Raw genomic sequence first — 16,021 nt, forward strand, 5'->3', positions numbered from 1 at the left:
AATAAGAGGCAATTATTTTTATACTTATATAGAAATTTTATACGTAGTTTTTTGAATTATTAATTATCACAATACTTGTAAATATTACTATTGTAAAATTACTTTAGAAACTATATAATTACTTTGTAACTGATAATCGTTTTCAATGGAGGGAAATAAATGAAGAAATTATTGTTTCCGTTAATTGCCTTAGTTTTAATTTTGGCAGCTTGCGGTAATAAATCGGATAGCGATTCAAAGAAAGAAGAAACAAAGTCTTATAAATTAGATAGTGGCAAGAGTATCGATGTACCTAAATCACCGAAACGTATTGCGGTTGTTGCACCTACATATGCTGGGGGAGTTAAATACCTTGGTGGGAAAATTGTTGCTGTAAACAAGCAAGTAGATAGCAGTAAATTGTTAAAAGATAAATTTAAAGGTGTTACAAAAGTTGGAGATAACGATGTTGAAAAGGTTGCTAAATCAAAACCAGATTTAATTATTGTATATTCTACTGATAAAAACATCAAAAAATACAAAAAAATTGCACCAACAGTTGTATTTGACTATGGTAAACATAAATATCTAGATCAACAAGAAGAATTAGGGAAATTGTTAGGTAAAGAAGATAAAGTTAAAGCTTGGGAAGAAAAGTGGAAAGCTAAAACTAAAAAAGATGGTAAAGAAATCAAAGAAAAAATTGGTTCAGATGCAACAGTATCAATCTTCGATGAATTTGACAAAAAATTATATAGTTACGGACCAAACTGGGGTCGTGGTGGCGAAGTATTATACCAAGCATTCGGTCTAAAAATGCCTGAGAAATTAGACAAGTTAGTTAAAAAAGAAGGCTGGGCTGAAATTAAACAAGAAAAACTTGCAGATTATGCTGGTGATTATATTGTTTCAACAAGTGAAGGTAAAGCTACGCCATCATACGCTAAAACAGATTTATGGAATAATATTCCAGCAGTTAAGGATGGTCATGTAATCAAAGTTCAAGCAGAAACTTATTGGTATAATGATCCATACACATTGGAATATATGAGAAAAGATTTAAAAGAAAAATTATTAAAATAATATAAAGCTATGAAATTGTATTATCAGTAACTTATTAGGGAATTTAGTAAGTGCTTTAAAGCAATATACTTATTAAATGACAATAGACTATTATTATTTTAAGTGTTTGGGACGTAAATCCCATTCTCAAAATAAGAGAGTTAATCCTCAACGGATTAGCTCTCTTTTTACATTTGAAAAAACTTGTGATTAAACGTTGATGCCTAAGTTTAATTTTGATTATACCAATCAATACATTAATGCGTTATTTTTCTAGAAATTACACCTACATGTATTTTTATCCTAACCATCATTGTAAAAATATATTGCATTTTATTGAATCTAAATATATTATTCAATATTGTAAACTGTTTTTATATTAATGTTTACATTAATGGTGAGATAACGAAATTAAGGAGGATGTATTGTGACTACAAAATATTTAGTATATACAGCATTAATGACGGCAATCATTGCTGTGTTAGGTTTTGTTCCAGCAATTCCGTTGCCAATTATGCCTGTACCTATCGTGTTACAAAATATAGGTATATTCTTGGCGGCAATTATCTTAGGGAGAAAGTATGGCACGATAAGTGTGATTGTCTTATTATTACTTGTTGCAGCGGGATTACCATTATTATCTGGTGGCAGAGGTGGTATAGGCGTATTTGCTGGTCCATCTGCTGGTTTCTTATTTATGTATCCAGTTGTTGCATTTCTCATTGGTTTAGTAAGAGACTTATACTTCAAAAAGATTAATTTTATCTTATTATTAGTTACAACTATTATATTTGGGGTAGTATTATTAGATGTAGTAGGTACGCTTATTATGGGCATAATTACTAATATTCCAATGAGTAAATCGATACTTTTATCATTTGCATTTATGCTTGGAGATATAATAAAAGCAATTATTGCAAGCTTAATTGGCAATATATTATTAAATCATAGTCGTTTCCAACAATTATTAAAAACAAACAATTAATTGACAAGGTGTGGTGATGGAGTTGAAAATTTCGATGGATAATATCTTTCAACAAGGAACGATATTTAAAAATGAAAAAGATAAAACGATCTACTTAACTCCGGATGAGCCCTTAGTCTATGATACGAATAAATGGGAATACAAGTATTTACCTTCAATCACAGAGTTTAAACAAGATGTCTTGAAACAAGCTGAATTACATCAGCAACAAGGTTCCGATCATTTAGCATTTGTTTTTCCAGAAAATGTACTACTTTCTGATACGTGGATTAATTTATTAGAGCGAACTGGTTTTGAATTAGGTTTAATGGAATTGTATGCCATTGAAGCTAAGGATTTTCCGCAATCGAACAACACGGACATTGATATCCAATTTGTTTCAGTAGAATCAATTGAGGATTACATACAAATATATAGAACATATGCCTTACCATTTGGCAAAGCATATGCAAATGAGAGTATTCAACTCCTGAGAGCGAGTTATAACATTGATAATAAAGAACGTCTGATAGCTTATAAAGCAGGTCAGCCTGTAGGTATATTGGATATAATCGTTGCGGACAATACAATCGAAATAGATGGCTTTGGTGTGTTACCAAACTTTCAAAGACAAGGAATTGGAACTGTTATGCAGAGTTTTGTAGCTCGTTATGCTGGTGAAAAGCCAATGATTTTGATAGCTGATGGAGAAGATACTGCAAAGGATATGTATATCAAGCAAGGGTATCAGTTTATAAGCTTTAGGTATCAAATAGTAAAAGAGACCATTGAAGATAGTGATATACAATTATAAGTATTTAAATAAAGCTGTAGATGCATTCGAAATTTAAGTTTCGTTAGCGTCTACAGCTTTTATGCGTTCTGGATGGCTGTATACATTAAAGTTACCATCTCTTATAAAACCGACTGCTGTTATATTCAAATCTTGAGCTAATGTGATGGCTAATGTAGTAGGAGCAGATTTTGATAGTATCATGCCTACTCCAATCTTTGCAGCCTTGATTAATATTTCGGATGAGATTCTACCACTAAAGATCAATACTTTATTGCGCACGGGTATATGTCTTTGTATGCAATATCCATATAGTTTATCTAATGCATTATGTCTACCGATATCTTGGCGGTGTTCAAAGAATGTTTCACCATCGCTGATTGCAGCATTATGCAATCCACCTGTTTGTTTAAATACCTTACTTGCACTTTGTAATCTTGTCATCATATTTAATACCTGAGTCGGTGTTAAGGTGATGTCGGAGAGTGAAGTCTTGGCAACAGCCATATCGTTTTGAAAGTAAAAAGCACGACTTTTTCCACAACATGAAGCAATGGTTCGCTTCGTAGAATATTCAAAACGCTCACCTAGTTTTTTATTTAGATGGACATGAGCAAAGCCCTTACTATCATCAATTTGAATAGATTTCAAATCTGTACTTTTCAATATGGCACCTTCAGATGCTAAAAAACCTAGCACTAGCTCTTCTAAGTGATTAGGACTACAAATAACAGTGGCAAATTCTGAGCCATTTACCATGATAGTTAATGGGAATTCTGTAACATAATGATCTGTTGTTTGGATTAATGCGCCTTGTTCATAACGTACAATGGGTTGATTAGTTAAGACATCTTCATGCATAAGTACACCTCATTTCTTTTCATTTACTAAGTGTAACTTATTTTTAAATGTAAAAAAATAAAACAGATTAATTGTACCAATAGTAGAAAAAACAATCGGTAATGTAAATGGTTGATACCTAAAGAGTAAACAAGTAAACTTAAAGTAAACAATATGAGGTGATACAATGGCGAGTATTAGAGATATAGCAAAAGAGGCAAATGTGAGTCCGGGTACTGTGTCCCGTGTGTTAAATAATGATCCAACACTGTCTGTTGCAGCAACAACACGAGAGAGAATTCATGATGTGGCTAAACGCATGCAATATCAAAAGGTATCACGTAAAAACAAGACAATTCAAATCATCACATATGCTTCACGAGCTAAGGAAATGTCAGATCCATATTACAGAGAAATTAGATTAGCTATTGAAGCAGAAGTAACACGACTCAATTTATCATTGAAACGTACTATTAGAATTGATGGGAGTAGTGGTGTTGTAGATTTCGATAAAGTTGAAAAGGCTGGAGCAATTATCGTGGTAGGTAACTTTTCAGAAGCAGCGATTATCGAATTACAAGCACACAATAATAATATTGTTGTTATTAATAATCCAAATACACCTAAATCTATAGATGCCGTCTATTCAGATTTACATTATGCCATGACAACATTATTAAATGAAATTGAGAAAATGAATTTAAAGCGAGTAGCATATGTAGGTGGTACCCATACAGTTAGGAATCTTGCAGGGGAAGCTAAATTATATAACACAGATCCTAGATATGAAGCTTATACAGCATGGTGTGAAGACCATCATATTGATGCCTTGCCGATAATGAGTGGCTGGGAACAAGAGGATGGCAAATTAGCAGTACAACGTTTTATAGCTGAAGATACTTTGCCAGATGTGTTAATAGCTGGTAATGATATGGTTGCTATTGGTATTTTACAACAGTTACAAAGTGAAAATATTAAATTACCTGATGAAGTTAAATTAGTAAGCTTTAATGATTTAGAAGTCATTCAATATGCCGTTCCATCAGTTAGTGGGGTACATATACCGGTTGATGAATTTGGTAGAACAGCTGTGCGTATGGCTGAAGAACGTATAAATAAAACACGTAAAATTGCAATTCACGTTGTAGTGGAGGCGCAATTAAATGAACGTACAACCTTCAAAACGATGCATTGAATGAAGTTCATTGACAAAACATTTAGTAAACAAGTAAACTCATTTTAAGTTTACTATATTGAAATAAAATAATGTTACGGACGAAAGTGCGTCACACAATAAGGAGCGGATGGATGATGTTACAAGCAATGCATAAACAATTCGAACGGTTATTTGATAGCAGGGCAGATGTTGCAGCTTTTGCGCCCGGGAGAATTAATCTAATTGGTGAACATACTGATTATAATGGGGGTTATGTTTTTCCTGCTGCAATTGAATTAGGTACGTATGGTTTAGTGTCAAAGCGTTCAGATGATATGGTGCAATTATTTTCAAATAACTTTGAAGATAAGGGGATGATTAGCTTTTCGCTAAATGAGCTAGAATTTGATGATACGCATGATTGGGCCAATTACCCAAAAGGAATTATTAAATACTTGAAAGCACAATTTCCACATATTACTCAGGGCTTTAATATGCTTGTAGAAGGTAATATTCCAAATGGTGCAAGCTTGTCTTCATCAGCATCTATTGAATTATTAACAGGTTGGCTACTAAGACAATTATTTAATTTAGAATTATCAAGGTTAGAATTAATAAAAATGGGTCAGCAAGTTGAAAATAAATTTATGGGCGTGAATTCAGGTATTATGGACCAATTTATCATTGGCATGGGTAAAGCTGAACATGCAATTATGTTAGATACAGCAACGTTAAAGTATGACTATGTACCAGCGAAGTTTGGTGATTATGTCATATCGATAATGAATACAAATAAACGTCGGAATTTAACGGAGAGTAAGTACAATGAACGTCGGGCAGAATGTGAATCGGCACTAGAAGCATTAAAACAAAAATTAGATATAGCAGCATTGGGTGAATTGTCAACGGAGCAATTTAAAGCACATCAATATTTAATTGAAAATGATGTTGAATTGCGCCGTGCAAGACATGCAGTCACTGAAAATGAACGTACAAAACAAGCGTTCAAAGCATTAGAAAAAAGTGATTTTACAACCTTTGGTGAATTGTTAAATGCATCACATAACTCATTGAAAAATGACTATGAAGTAACAGGTAAAGAGTTAGATACTTTAGCTGAAACGGCACAAAAGGTAGAAGGTGTATTAGGAGCGAGAATGACTGGTGCAGGGTTTGCTGGCTGTGCAATTGCGCTAGTACATAAAGATAGTATTAAGCAACTAGAATCTGAAGTATCCCAAAAATACCAGGATGATATAGGTTATCTACCATCATTTTATCATGTAGGTATTAGCGAAGGCGTTAAAGAACTAACGATATAAAGAGGAGGAGATTTATGATGTCTGTATTAGTATTGGGTGGAGCCGGTTATATTGGTAGTCATGCTGTTGATCAGCTCATTTCACAAGACTTTGAAGTAATTGTAGTTGATAACTTAGGAACGGGGCATAGAGATGCGGTTCATAAAGATGCGCAATTTTATGAAGGAGATATTAGAGATAAAGCTTTCTTAACTAATGTATTTTCACAACATCAAATTGAAGGTGTGTTTCATTTTTGTGCATATTCGTTAGTAGGAGAATCTGTTCAAAAGCCATTAGCATACTTTAATAATAATGTACAAGGTCTACAGGTATTATTAGAGGTTATGTATGATTATCAAGTAGAACATATTATCTTCTCTTCTACTGCAGCGGTATATGGTGAGCCAGACAACGTACCTATTACAGAAGATGATTCAAAAACGCCTACTAGTCCATATGGTGAAAGTAAATTAATGATGGAAAAAATGATGCGTTGGAGTCATGAAGCATATGGTGTAAATTATGCGGCGTTACGTTATTTCAATGTGGCTGGTGCTAAAGAGGGTGGTTCGATTGGTGAAGATCATAGACCAGAGACACATCTTATTCCTATTGTTCTTGAAGTTGCTTTAGGTCAAAGAGATCATTTGACGATATTTGGTGATGATTATGATACACCAGACGGATCATGTATTAGGGATTATCTTCATGTAGTTGATTTAATCGATGCGCACATCTTAGCCTTTAAATATTTACAAAGTGGTGGAGAATCTGGTGCCTTTAATTTAGGCAGTAGCCAAGGATACTCAGTTTTTGAAATTTTAAAGGCAGCAAGAGAAGTGACGCAACAACCAATTAAAGCCGAAGTAGGAGAGCGAAGAGCAGGTGATCCAAGTAAGTTGATTGCTTCTAGTGATAAAGCTAAGAGGTTACTTGGTTGGCAACCGCAACATGATGATATTAATGACATTATAGCTTCAGCTTGGGCTTGGCATAATCAAAATCCTAATGGTTATCTTGAAGATACGGAGGGATAAAAGATGTTATTAGAGCAACAACTCGTAAATCGCTTTGTGGCATTTGCAATTAAGTATGGTGATTTCGAAAATGAAGATGCTATTTATATACAAAATCGTCTGTTAGCAATATTAAATGCAGAAGGTATTGATCAAAAATTGTCAATGCCTGATTCAATCAATAGCGCGCCTTCTCCAAATGATATTACTCAGTATTGGATTCAACAGGCAATTGAGCAACAAATGATTGAAGATGCTTTATACAATAAAGAAATAATTGAAGCACAAATTCTTGATTTAATAACACCTAAACCATCAATGATTAATCAGCGATTCTTTGAAGCCTATAAGGAAGCACCTCAAAATGCGACAGATTATTTTTATGAAATTTCAAAGCTAAATCATTATGTTAAAGAAGATGCCATAGCGAACAATATTAATTATGAAGTATCGACGGAATATGGGGATATAGAAATTACGATTAACCTATCTAAACCAGAAAAGGATGCTAAACAGATTGCTTTAGCGAAAGAAGCAAAAAGTTCAGCATATCCACAATGTGCATTGTGTATTGAGAATGAAGGGTATAAAGGTTCTGTGCTTCAAGCTGCGCGTACCAATCATCGTATTATAAGAATAGAGTTAGATAATGAACACTTTGGTTTTCAATATTCTCCTTATGCATACTTTCAAGAACATAGTATCGTGTTGTCGGAACAACATGAACCAATGAAAATTAATAAGCAAACATTTAAAAATTTACTGGCGTTTATTGATCAATTTCCACATTACTTTATAGGTTCTAATGCTGATATTCCATTAGTTGGTGGTTCGATATTGTCACATAACCATTATCAAACTGGAAGACACACATTCCCTATGGATAAAGCACGTGAATTAGACCGTTTTTCGCTAGTCCAATTTCCTAGTGTTGAGGCTAGTATTTTAAAATGGCCGATGAGTGTCATTAGATTGAAAAGCGCAGATAAAAATGAACTTATCGAAGCGGCTACTTTTATTATGGATGGTTGGAATCGTTATTCTGATGAAACTGTCCAAATTAAAGCGTTTAGTAATAGTGGTGAGAGACATCATACCATAACACCAATTGCAAGATATCGTAATGGTTTATATGAATTAGATGTTGTATTAAGAGACAATCAGACGTCTAATGAATACCCAGATGGAATTTTTCATCCTCATCAAGATGTTCAACATATCAAGAAAGAAAACATAGGGTTAATCGAAGTAATGGGCACAGCAATCCTTCCTGGCAGATTGAAGGAAGAGCTACAACATGTCAAAGCCTATTTATTAGGTGATAAATATATTGATTTAGGTGTCCATCAATCATGGGCGGATACAATGAAAGCTAATTATAGTATAAATAAGTCTAATGTTGATGAAATTGTAGACAAAGAAGTAGGCTATAAATTTAAACGCGTGTTAGAGGATGCTGGTGTATTTAAACAAACTGAAGTAGGACAGAATGCATTTATGCGCTTTATTCACACATTAGAAAGCACTCAATAATATATCATTGAGCTTGTCAAAAACATTTTTTGGCAAGCTTTTTTGTGAATTTTTTAGCAATTAGTATTGAAAGTATGATTAAAAATTCATTTAGTGAAAATTATTTTATAAATTGTCAATTTAGTTACCCTTTTGTTTTTTAAAAAAGAGGAATATAATAATTCACAAAGGAAGGGGTATTAAATATGAACAAATATTACAAACCATTTTTGATAATGGTCCTAGTATTAAGTGTCATTGTAGCTGGCTGTTCGAATTCATCTGCACAAAAGAGTGACAACAAAAAAAGTAGCCAAAATAAAAAGCAAACGTTACAAATTTCTGCTGCAGCTAGTTTAACAGATGTTACAAAAGATTTAGAGCAAGCATTTGAGAAACAGCATAAAGATGTTGATATAAGCTTTAACTATGGTGGTTCTGGTGCGCTGAGACAACAAATAGAAAAAGGTGCGCCAACCGATGTGTTAATGTCTGCTAATACAAAGGATGTCGACGCTTTAACTGAGCAAAATAAAGCGCATCATACATATAATTACGCAAAAAACAAATTAATATTAATCGGTGATGATAAACATAAGTATCATCAAGTTAGTGATTTACAACAAGGAGATAAATTAGCAATAGGAGAAGTGAAATCAGTACCAGCTGGGAAATATGCAGAGCAATATTTGAAATCACAAGGGTTATATAAGCAAGTACAAGATCATATTGTTTATGCTAAAGATGTCAGACAGGTATTGAATTATGTTGATAAAGGTAATGCGCAACTCGGTTATGTATATAAAACAGATTTATATCAAAATCAACAGAATGGTAATGATAAAGTTAAAGAAATTGCTGATGCTAAGTTGAAAAAGCCAATTATTTATAAAGCGGCTACAACATCTAATAAGAAGATGGCAAAAGAATGGGTAGATTTCTTGAAAACAAATAAAGCGAAATCAATCTTGAAGAAATATAAATTTGAAGCATAAAGTAGGAGGTTAACGAGATGCCAGATATTACTCCATTTTGGATATCTTTAAAAGTAGCTATATCGAGTACACTGATTGTATTAATACTTGGTATTCTCATTGCAAGATGGCTATATCAAAGGCATGGTGTAATGGCGCGAGTTATAGAGAGCTTTATTGTGTTGCCTATTGTATTGCCTCCTACCGTTATGGGTTTTATATTGCTTATTATCTTTTCGCCAAAGTATCCGCTAGGTCATTTTTTTACACAAGTACTCCATATACCTGTCGTCTTTACCTTAACTGGTGCAATCATAGCTTCTACGATTGTTAGTTTGCCATTGATGTATCAACATACGGTGCAAGGGTTTCGTAATATTGATACGAAGATGCTGAATACTGCAAGAACTATGGGAGCCAGTGAGTTAAAAATATTTTTCAAGTTAACATTACCGTTATCTAAGCGCGCTGTGTTATCAGGTGTAATGATGAGTTTCGCACGAGCGATTGGCGAATTTGGCGCGACGCTGATGGTTGCTGGCTATATTCCAAATAAGACGAACACATTACCACTTGAGATATATTTTTTAGTAGAACAGGGCAAGGAAAATCAAGCATGGTTATGGGTTATTGTATTAGTGGCATTTGCTATAACTGTAATTGGCACGATAAACCTTATGCATAGAGAGCGTTTTAAGGAGGGGACTTAATTGATAGATATTCATATAGTCCAACAGGTTAGAGATTATCGTTTGAAAGTGAATATTAACGATGAGCAACCGCGAATATATGCGCTAACAGGTCCTTCTGGTATTGGTAAAACAACAGTGTTAAATATTATTGCGGGGTTAACTCCGGCTGCCAAAGGTTACATTAAAGTTAATGGTCGTGTGTTAACAGATACTGAACTAGGCGTTCAAGTGAAAATTCAACAACGACGTATTGCGTATTTATTTCAAGATTATCAATTATTTCCAAATATGACAGTGATGCAAAATTTAACCTTTATGTCACGACATTCTTCACATATCACAGAATTAGCTAAGCAATTAAATATTGCGCATTTAACAAGTCAATACCCAAGCAGCTTGTCAGGGGGAGAAGCTCAAAGAGTTGCACTTGCACGTGCATTGACTACGAAACCTGATTTAATATTGTTAGATGAGCCTTTTTCAAGTTTGGATGATAATACGAAAAATGAAAGCATTGACTTAGTTAAACAAATATTCAATTTATGGAAAATACCTATTATCTTTGTTACACATTCACATTATGAAGCAGAAACGTTGGCGGATGAAATTATTACTTTAAAGCATGAATTATAGCTATAAAATATAACTCATTATCAGAAGTTAATCTGGTCATAATAAAGATGTGTTGAAGTTATATAACTTTAATATTGTGCCATTTAAGCATGTAATAGTTCCATATACACAGTAGATTGAATAATGAACGTGTATATATCGAGAAAATCGAAAAGCAGGATTAGATCATTTAAGCATCGTAGCTAATTAAGTGGCGTATGTTAAATAAAAAGTCGGTAACTGAAATTGTAAAAACTCAGTTGCCGACTTTTCTCTTGGGAAAATATTCCTGACAATATACTATTTAATTTCCATTTAAGTTATTCTAATTTATAAAAAACCACTATATAGCGTTTAGTATAGCTTTAAGGTTATGTGTCGAAAATCGAATTGTTAGATGTCAGTGTTTAATCTTGGTTGTTATCTGGAATTGGGAAGTAATCGAATATTTTACCAGATGCTAATGCTTTGCTAAGTGTTGAGAGCCAATCATAATAAACCTTTGAATGCTCAATCTGTTCTAAAACTTCATAGGCTTCTTCTTTTACTTCAGTAGTTGCTGTTTCCGAATGAATGATTGGATTAAGAATGGCTTCGGCTTTATGTATGGCTTCTAAATTAAGTTTGATTTCTCGTTTCCATTTTTGTGAAAAGAAATTTCCAAAAAAGGTGAAGAAATCTTTTTCGGCAGTAAAATGTTGTTTTCTACTCCCTCTAATAAATTCTTGTTTCACGCCGTCAAATTCTTGCAATCGTTTTACACCTGCACTCATGCTGGGTTTGCTCATTTGCAATTCATAACGCATTTCATCCAATGTCATACTTTTTTGCTCAAAAACCATCGTTCCATATAAATTACCTACACTTCTATTTACACCATATAAGTCCATTGTTTCACCAATAGAATTAATAACAATATCTTTTGCTTTTTCTAATTGCTCTTCATAGCCCTTTGAACGTGCCATTTATCCACCTCCATATCAAATCTTATATATTGTACCATGAACAGTATTTCGAAAGATATTCTTTAAAGTAAACAATTTAATACATTTTTAATTTTGTTATCTATAACACAAGCTAAAAGGTGTTGTAAGTGTGTCAAAGTATGGCAAATGACTGTTCACTGCATAAGTGAGTTATGCGACTATAATTGTATTAGGGAATTCACTTATTTTTATTTTATATAATTACTAAACGTTGTTACATTGAAGTGCAAGATTTATAATAGATACAATTGATGTGTAGAGGAGTTTATAATGGTGGATTTCGAACGTTATTCTAGGCAAATTTTATATAAGAATATTGGACAACAAGGTCAAGCACAGTTATTAAAGCAACATGTGCTGATTATAGGAATGGGTGCATTAGGAACACATTTAGCAGAAAGTTTAGTACGGACTGGTGTCGGTGAAATTACAATTGTAGACAGGGATTATATCGAATTTAGTAATTTGCAACGCCAGACTTTGTTTACAGAACAGGATGCTTCGTCATATATGCCTAAAGTGGTAGCCGCAAACAACCATCTTAAAGCAATTCGTTCTGATGTTGTGATTCATCAACACATTGCTCATGTCGATGCACGATTTTTAGAACTGCATGCAACACAAATTGATTTGATCTTAGATGCGACAGATAACTTTGAGACACGACAGCTCATAAATGACTTTGCATATTTAAATAAAGTGCCTTGGATTTATGGTGGTGTTGTACAAAGTACATATGTGGAAGCGCCTTTTATACCAGGTGAGACACCGTGCTTTAATTGCCTTGTTCCTAATATACCAACGATAAACATGACTTGTGATACGGTAGGCGTTATTCAACCAGCAGTGACAATGACGACGAGCTTACAGATGAGAGATGCGTTAAAGATTATCTTAGATGCGGAATTATCTCCTAAATTAACTTATGGTGATTTATGGGAAGGTACACATCATTCATTTGGCTTTGCCAAAATGAGTCGCTCAACTTGTCCTACTTGTGGTGAAAATCCAACATATCCATACTTGCATGCTACTAGTCGAGATTATGCGACTTTGTGTGGTAGAGACACAGTACAATATCAAAATAATAATATAACCCAGGAAATATTAGAATCATTTTTAATTAGAAATCATATTAACTATCAAAGTAACCCGTATATGATAAGGTTTAAATACAAAGAGCATCAAATCGTAAGTTTCAAAGGTGGACGAATGCTCATTCACGGAATGACTAACCCGAATGAGGCGAAAACCTTAATTAATCAATTATTTGGCTAACATAGGAGGAATTGCATTATGCATACGAATGTTAAGTTAAATCGACCAATTAAATGTGGTGTATTAACGATATCGGATACTAGAAATTATGATACGGATAAAGGTGGTAAATTAGTGCAAGCGTTGCTCTCTGAAATAGGTATCACAATTTCTACAGAATATTACAAAATTGTCAAAGATGACAAAATTGCTATAGAGTCTCAAATAGAGCATTGGTTAGCGACAGATTTAGACGTCATCATAACAACAGGTGGGACGGGCATTGCTCAAAGAGATGTAACAATCGAAGCGGTAAGTCCGTATTTAACAAAGCAGATCGAAGGATTTGGAGAATTGTTTAGATATTTAAGTTATGTCAAGGATGTAGGGACAAGGGCAATGTTGTCGAGGGCGATAGCAGGTGCGCACAATGATAAGTTGATTTTTTGCTTACCAGGTTCAACTGGTGCCGTGAAATTGGCAATAGAGGAACTAATTAAACCTGAAATTACACATTTGATTAAAGAACTAACAAAATAAAATACCTCGAACAATCAATTCGAGGTATGAACTGTTATATTAAATTACTGTTCGCGTTGAAAGTCACCGGATTTACCGCCTGTCTTGGTTAGCAAATAAGTCTCACCAATAATCATACCTTTGTCTAATGCTTTAGTCATATCATAAATCGTGAGTGCTGTAACAGAGGCAGCAGTGAGTGCTTCCATTTCTACGCCAGTCTTACCTGTGGTAGAAACAGTAGCTTGAATATTTAATGTATAATCGGCTTGGTTTTGTTGCCAATTAAATTGAATGTCAATGCCAGTCAATGGTAGAGGATGGCACATTGGAATGATAGTTGATGTTTGCTTTGCTGCCATGACACCTGCAATTTGTGCAGTGTTTAAGACATTCCCTTTATCATTCGTATGTTCGACAATTTGTGTGTGGATTTCTTCGTTTACTGTAATGCTAGAGTGTGCAGTAGCTGTACGTTTTGTGATTTTTTTGTCTGAAACGTCTACCATTTTAGCATTACCTTGCTCATTTATATGTGTAAATTGAGACACAGTTATCCCTCCTAAACATTTTTAGTATACCATGAAATTATAAGTTATAAGGAGTAGATCGTATGCCAGTAGAAAAGAGAACGCCTATCCCTGTTAGTGAGGCAATTAAACGTATTGTTAATGAAAATATATTAATGGATATCACAAATGTAAAATTATCTGAAAGCTTGAACTATATACTTGCCGAAGATATTGTTGCTACATACGATATACCGAGATTCGACAAGTCTCCTTATGATGGCTTTGCACTTAGAAGTATAGATACAACAAAGGCATCAGGAGATAACAGAATCTTCTTTAAAGTAATTGATCACATTGGAGCGGGAGCAGTATCTAACGAATCAGTAGATGAACATGAGGCTGTACGTATAATGACAGGTGCTGCTATTCCTAAAGGCGCAGATGCTGTTGTTATGTTAGAGCAAACTACCGAATACGAGTCAGGATTTACGATTCGTAAGCAATTTGATGCTTTAGAAAATATTTCTATTAAGGGAGAAGAGACTAAGACGGGTGACATTGTCTTACAAAAAGGACAACGTATTAATGCTGGTGCCATCGCAGTATTAGCAACTTACGGCTATACAGAAGTGCCTGTTTATAATAAACCAAGCGTAGCTATTATTGCTACAGGTAGTGAATTGTTAGATGTCGGAGATGAATTAGAGCCTGGAAAAATCAGAAATTCTAATGGGCCTATGATTAGTGCATTAGCACAAAATCTTGGATTAACAATAGAAACTTATAAAATTCAACAAGACGATTTAGATACCAGTATAGAAACTGTTACAAATGCACTGCAACAGCACGATATTATTATCACTACAGGTGGTGTATCTGTTGGTGACTTCGATTATTTACCACAAATTTATCAACATTTAGAGGCAAAGGTCTTGTTTAACAAGGTTGCTATGAGACCTGGTAGTGTTACGACAGTTGCCGTAGCACAAGGGAAATATTTATTTGGGCTTTCAGGTAATCCTTCTGCTTGCTATACAGGCTTTGAGTTATTTGTGAGAACTGCTGTCTTAAAGATGACAGGGGCACAGGCAGTGTACCCACAAGTAGTTCGCGCAACGTTAATGGAAGACTTCACAAAACCGAACCCATTTACAAGATTTATACGTGCAACAACAACATTTGATGGTCACCAAATGACTGTTACGCCTTCAGGATTTAATAAATCTGGAGCTGTTGTAGCAATTGCTCATAGTAATGCCATGATAATGTTGCCAGGCGGGACTAGAGGTTATAAAAAAGGCTATACTGTTGACGTTATACTGACAGAATCTGACAGTAGAGAGTATGATTTAACATTATGATAATACAAATTGTTGGATATAAGAAATCAGGTAAAACGACATTAATGAGTCATACGATTCAACAGCTAAAGTTAAATAACTATACAGTTGTAACTATTAAACATCATGGTGGCGAACACGATAATCAATTACAGGATATTAAATTGCAAAGTTCAGAAGTTGATCATATGAAACATTTTGAAGCAGGTGCAGATCAAAGCATTGTCCAAGGTGTCAATTATCAACAAACAGTAAGTCGGAGTCCTAAGCAAACTTTGACTGAAATTATCAGAAAATCTGTTACAATAGACACTAACATTATATTGGTAGAAGGATACAAAGATGCTACTTTTCCTAAAGTAGTTGTCTATAGAGACACTGATGAATTAAAGCAGTTGAACCAACTTACCAATATTAAATATAGAATCAATTTAGATGATCAACAAGCATTAGCACAATATGATAAGTGGTTATTAGCGTATATACGAGAAGGAATGAAATAG

General features: G+C 34.0%; 17 protein-coding genes. 14 read left to right on the forward strand and 3 right to left on the reverse strand.

Features of this window, described 5'->3' with window-relative positions:
* The first annotated feature begins 159 nt into the window (after positions 1–159).
* The 3 genes from JN168_RS03250 (at position 160) to JN168_RS03260 (ending at position 2,819) form a co-directional block, all read left to right on the forward strand.
* Entirely contained in the window at positions 160–1,062 is a 903-nt protein-coding gene (locus tag JN168_RS03250; RefSeq protein WP_042739119.1) for an ABC transporter substrate-binding protein, read from the forward strand.
* A gap of 406 nt (positions 1,063–1,468) precedes the next feature.
* Entirely contained in the window at positions 1,469–2,026 is a 558-nt protein-coding gene (locus JN168_RS03255; RefSeq protein ID WP_279526175.1) for a biotin transporter BioY, read from the forward strand.
* A gap of 34 nt (positions 2,027–2,060) precedes the next feature.
* On the forward strand, positions 2,061–2,819 hold the full coding sequence (locus JN168_RS03260) for a GNAT family N-acetyltransferase (RefSeq protein ID WP_229366626.1): 759 nt from the start codon (positions 2,061–2,063) through the stop codon (positions 2,817–2,819).
* A 33-nt stretch (positions 2,820–2,852) separates the two neighbouring features.
* Here JN168_RS03260 and fdhD read toward each other — a convergent pair whose 3' ends face one another.
* Positions 2,853–3,659: a formate dehydrogenase accessory sulfurtransferase FdhD gene (fdhD, locus tag JN168_RS03265; protein WP_279526176.1), complete on the reverse strand. Its 807-nt coding sequence runs from the start codon at positions 3,657–3,659 to the stop codon at positions 2,853–2,855.
* A gap of 166 nt (positions 3,660–3,825) precedes the next feature.
* Here fdhD and JN168_RS03270 point away from each other — a divergent pair, with 166 nt between their 5' ends.
* The 7 genes from JN168_RS03270 to JN168_RS03300 all read left to right on the forward strand — a co-directional run bounded on the left by JN168_RS03270 (position 3,826) and on the right by JN168_RS03300 (position 10,925).
* Positions 3,826–4,833, forward strand: coding sequence for a LacI family DNA-binding transcriptional regulator (locus JN168_RS03270; protein ID WP_042739115.1), 1,008 nt, complete (start codon positions 3,826–3,828; stop codon positions 4,831–4,833).
* A gap of 116 nt (positions 4,834–4,949) precedes the next feature.
* The gene (locus tag JN168_RS03275) at positions 4,950–6,116 is read left to right on the forward strand and encodes a galactokinase (RefSeq protein WP_229367399.1); all 1,167 of its coding nucleotides are present in this window, start codon (positions 4,950–4,952) and stop codon (positions 6,114–6,116) included.
* Between the two features lie 17 nt (positions 6,117–6,133).
* Positions 6,134–7,135 carry a UDP-glucose 4-epimerase GalE gene (galE, locus tag JN168_RS03280; RefSeq protein ID WP_042739150.1) on the forward strand — a complete coding sequence of 334 codons (1,002 nt, stop codon included), beginning with the start codon at positions 6,134–6,136 and terminating at the stop codon, positions 7,133–7,135.
* A gap of 3 nt (positions 7,136–7,138) precedes the next feature.
* A complete protein-coding gene (galT, locus tag JN168_RS03285) occupies positions 7,139–8,647 on the forward strand; it encodes a UDP-glucose--hexose-1-phosphate uridylyltransferase (protein WP_229366628.1) in 1,509 nt (502 codons plus the stop codon).
* A gap of 185 nt (positions 8,648–8,832) precedes the next feature.
* The gene (gene modA / locus JN168_RS03290; RefSeq protein WP_042739113.1) at positions 8,833–9,621 is read left to right on the forward strand and encodes a molybdate ABC transporter substrate-binding protein; all 789 of its coding nucleotides are present in this window, start codon (positions 8,833–8,835) and stop codon (positions 9,619–9,621) included.
* 17 nt (positions 9,622–9,638) lie between these two features.
* A complete protein-coding gene (gene modB, locus JN168_RS03295) occupies positions 9,639–10,310 on the forward strand; it encodes a molybdate ABC transporter permease subunit (protein ID WP_042739112.1) in 672 nt (223 codons plus the stop codon).
* Positions 10,311–10,925, forward strand: a complete 615-nt coding sequence (locus JN168_RS03300) for an ATP-binding cassette domain-containing protein (RefSeq protein ID WP_042739111.1) — start codon at positions 10,311–10,313, stop codon at positions 10,923–10,925.
* 386 nt (positions 10,926–11,311) lie between these two features.
* On the opposite strand, the gene cudC is transcribed toward JN168_RS03300, so the two are convergent.
* Positions 11,312–11,869 carry a choline uptake/conversion transcriptional regulator CudC gene (gene cudC / locus JN168_RS03305; protein WP_042739110.1) on the reverse strand — a complete coding sequence of 186 codons (558 nt, stop codon included), beginning with the start codon at positions 11,867–11,869 and terminating at the stop codon, positions 11,312–11,314.
* A gap of 294 nt (positions 11,870–12,163) precedes the next feature.
* On the opposite strand from cudC, the gene JN168_RS03310 reads away from it, so the two are divergent.
* Complete coding sequence (locus JN168_RS03310; protein WP_119199073.1) at positions 12,164–13,168, forward strand: ThiF family adenylyltransferase; 1,005 nt, start codon at positions 12,164–12,166, stop codon at positions 13,166–13,168.
* 18 nt (positions 13,169–13,186) lie between these two features.
* A complete protein-coding gene (locus tag JN168_RS03315; RefSeq protein WP_042739108.1) occupies positions 13,187–13,687 on the forward strand; it encodes a MogA/MoaB family molybdenum cofactor biosynthesis protein in 501 nt (166 codons plus the stop codon).
* A 44-nt stretch (positions 13,688–13,731) separates the two neighbouring features.
* Here JN168_RS03315 and moaC read toward each other — a convergent pair whose 3' ends face one another.
* Complete coding sequence (moaC, locus tag JN168_RS03320; protein ID WP_107512185.1) at positions 13,732–14,217, reverse strand: cyclic pyranopterin monophosphate synthase MoaC; 486 nt, start codon at positions 14,215–14,217, stop codon at positions 13,732–13,734.
* A gap of 62 nt (positions 14,218–14,279) precedes the next feature.
* Here moaC and JN168_RS03325 point away from each other — a divergent pair, with 62 nt between their 5' ends.
* Positions 14,280–15,539 carry a molybdopterin molybdotransferase MoeA gene (locus JN168_RS03325; protein ID WP_229366629.1) on the forward strand — a complete coding sequence of 420 codons (1,260 nt, stop codon included), beginning with the start codon at positions 14,280–14,282 and terminating at the stop codon, positions 15,537–15,539.
* Positions 15,536–16,021: a molybdopterin-guanine dinucleotide biosynthesis protein B gene (gene mobB / locus JN168_RS03330; RefSeq protein ID WP_232139513.1), complete on the forward strand. Its 486-nt coding sequence runs from the start codon at positions 15,536–15,538 to the stop codon at positions 16,019–16,021. Before JN168_RS03325 ends, mobB begins: the two co-directional genes overlap by 4 nt.

Source organism: Staphylococcus gallinarum, assembly GCF_029774255.1.
Taxonomy (GTDB): domain Bacteria; phylum Bacillota; class Bacilli; order Staphylococcales; family Staphylococcaceae; genus Staphylococcus; species Staphylococcus gallinarum.

What these genes read in the sequence shown, in the direction of transcription:
- JN168_RS03250 (WP_042739119.1), top strand. Translation starts at nt 160, where the DNA reads ATGAAGAAATTATTGTTTCCGTTAATTGCCTTAGTTTTAATTTTGGCA.
- JN168_RS03260 (WP_229366626.1), top strand. Translation starts at nt 2,061, where the DNA reads ATGGATAATATCTTTCAACAAGGAACGATATTTAAAAATGAAAAAGAT.
- fdhD (WP_279526176.1), bottom strand. Translation starts at nt 3,659, where the DNA reads ATGCATGAAGATGTCTTAACTAATCAACCCATTGTACGTTATGAACAA.
- JN168_RS03270 (WP_042739115.1), top strand. Translation starts at nt 3,826, where the DNA reads ATGGCGAGTATTAGAGATATAGCAAAAGAGGCAAATGTGAGTCCGGGT.
- JN168_RS03275 (WP_229367399.1), top strand. Translation starts at nt 4,950, where the DNA reads ATGTTACAAGCAATGCATAAACAATTCGAACGGTTATTTGATAGCAGG.
- galE (WP_042739150.1), top strand. Translation starts at nt 6,134, where the DNA reads ATGTCTGTATTAGTATTGGGTGGAGCCGGTTATATTGGTAGTCATGCT.
- galT (WP_229366628.1), top strand. Translation starts at nt 7,139, where the DNA reads ATGTTATTAGAGCAACAACTCGTAAATCGCTTTGTGGCATTTGCAATT.
- modA (WP_042739113.1), top strand. Translation starts at nt 8,833, where the DNA reads ATGAACAAATATTACAAACCATTTTTGATAATGGTCCTAGTATTAAGT.
- modB (WP_042739112.1), top strand. Translation starts at nt 9,639, where the DNA reads ATGCCAGATATTACTCCATTTTGGATATCTTTAAAAGTAGCTATATCG.
- cudC (WP_042739110.1), bottom strand. Translation starts at nt 11,869, where the DNA reads ATGGCACGTTCAAAGGGCTATGAAGAGCAATTAGAAAAAGCAAAAGAT.
- JN168_RS03315 (WP_042739108.1), top strand. Translation starts at nt 13,187, where the DNA reads ATGCATACGAATGTTAAGTTAAATCGACCAATTAAATGTGGTGTATTA.
- JN168_RS03325 (WP_229366629.1), top strand. Translation starts at nt 14,280, where the DNA reads ATGCCAGTAGAAAAGAGAACGCCTATCCCTGTTAGTGAGGCAATTAAA.
- mobB (WP_232139513.1), top strand. Translation starts at nt 15,536, where the DNA reads ATGATAATACAAATTGTTGGATATAAGAAATCAGGTAAAACGACATTA.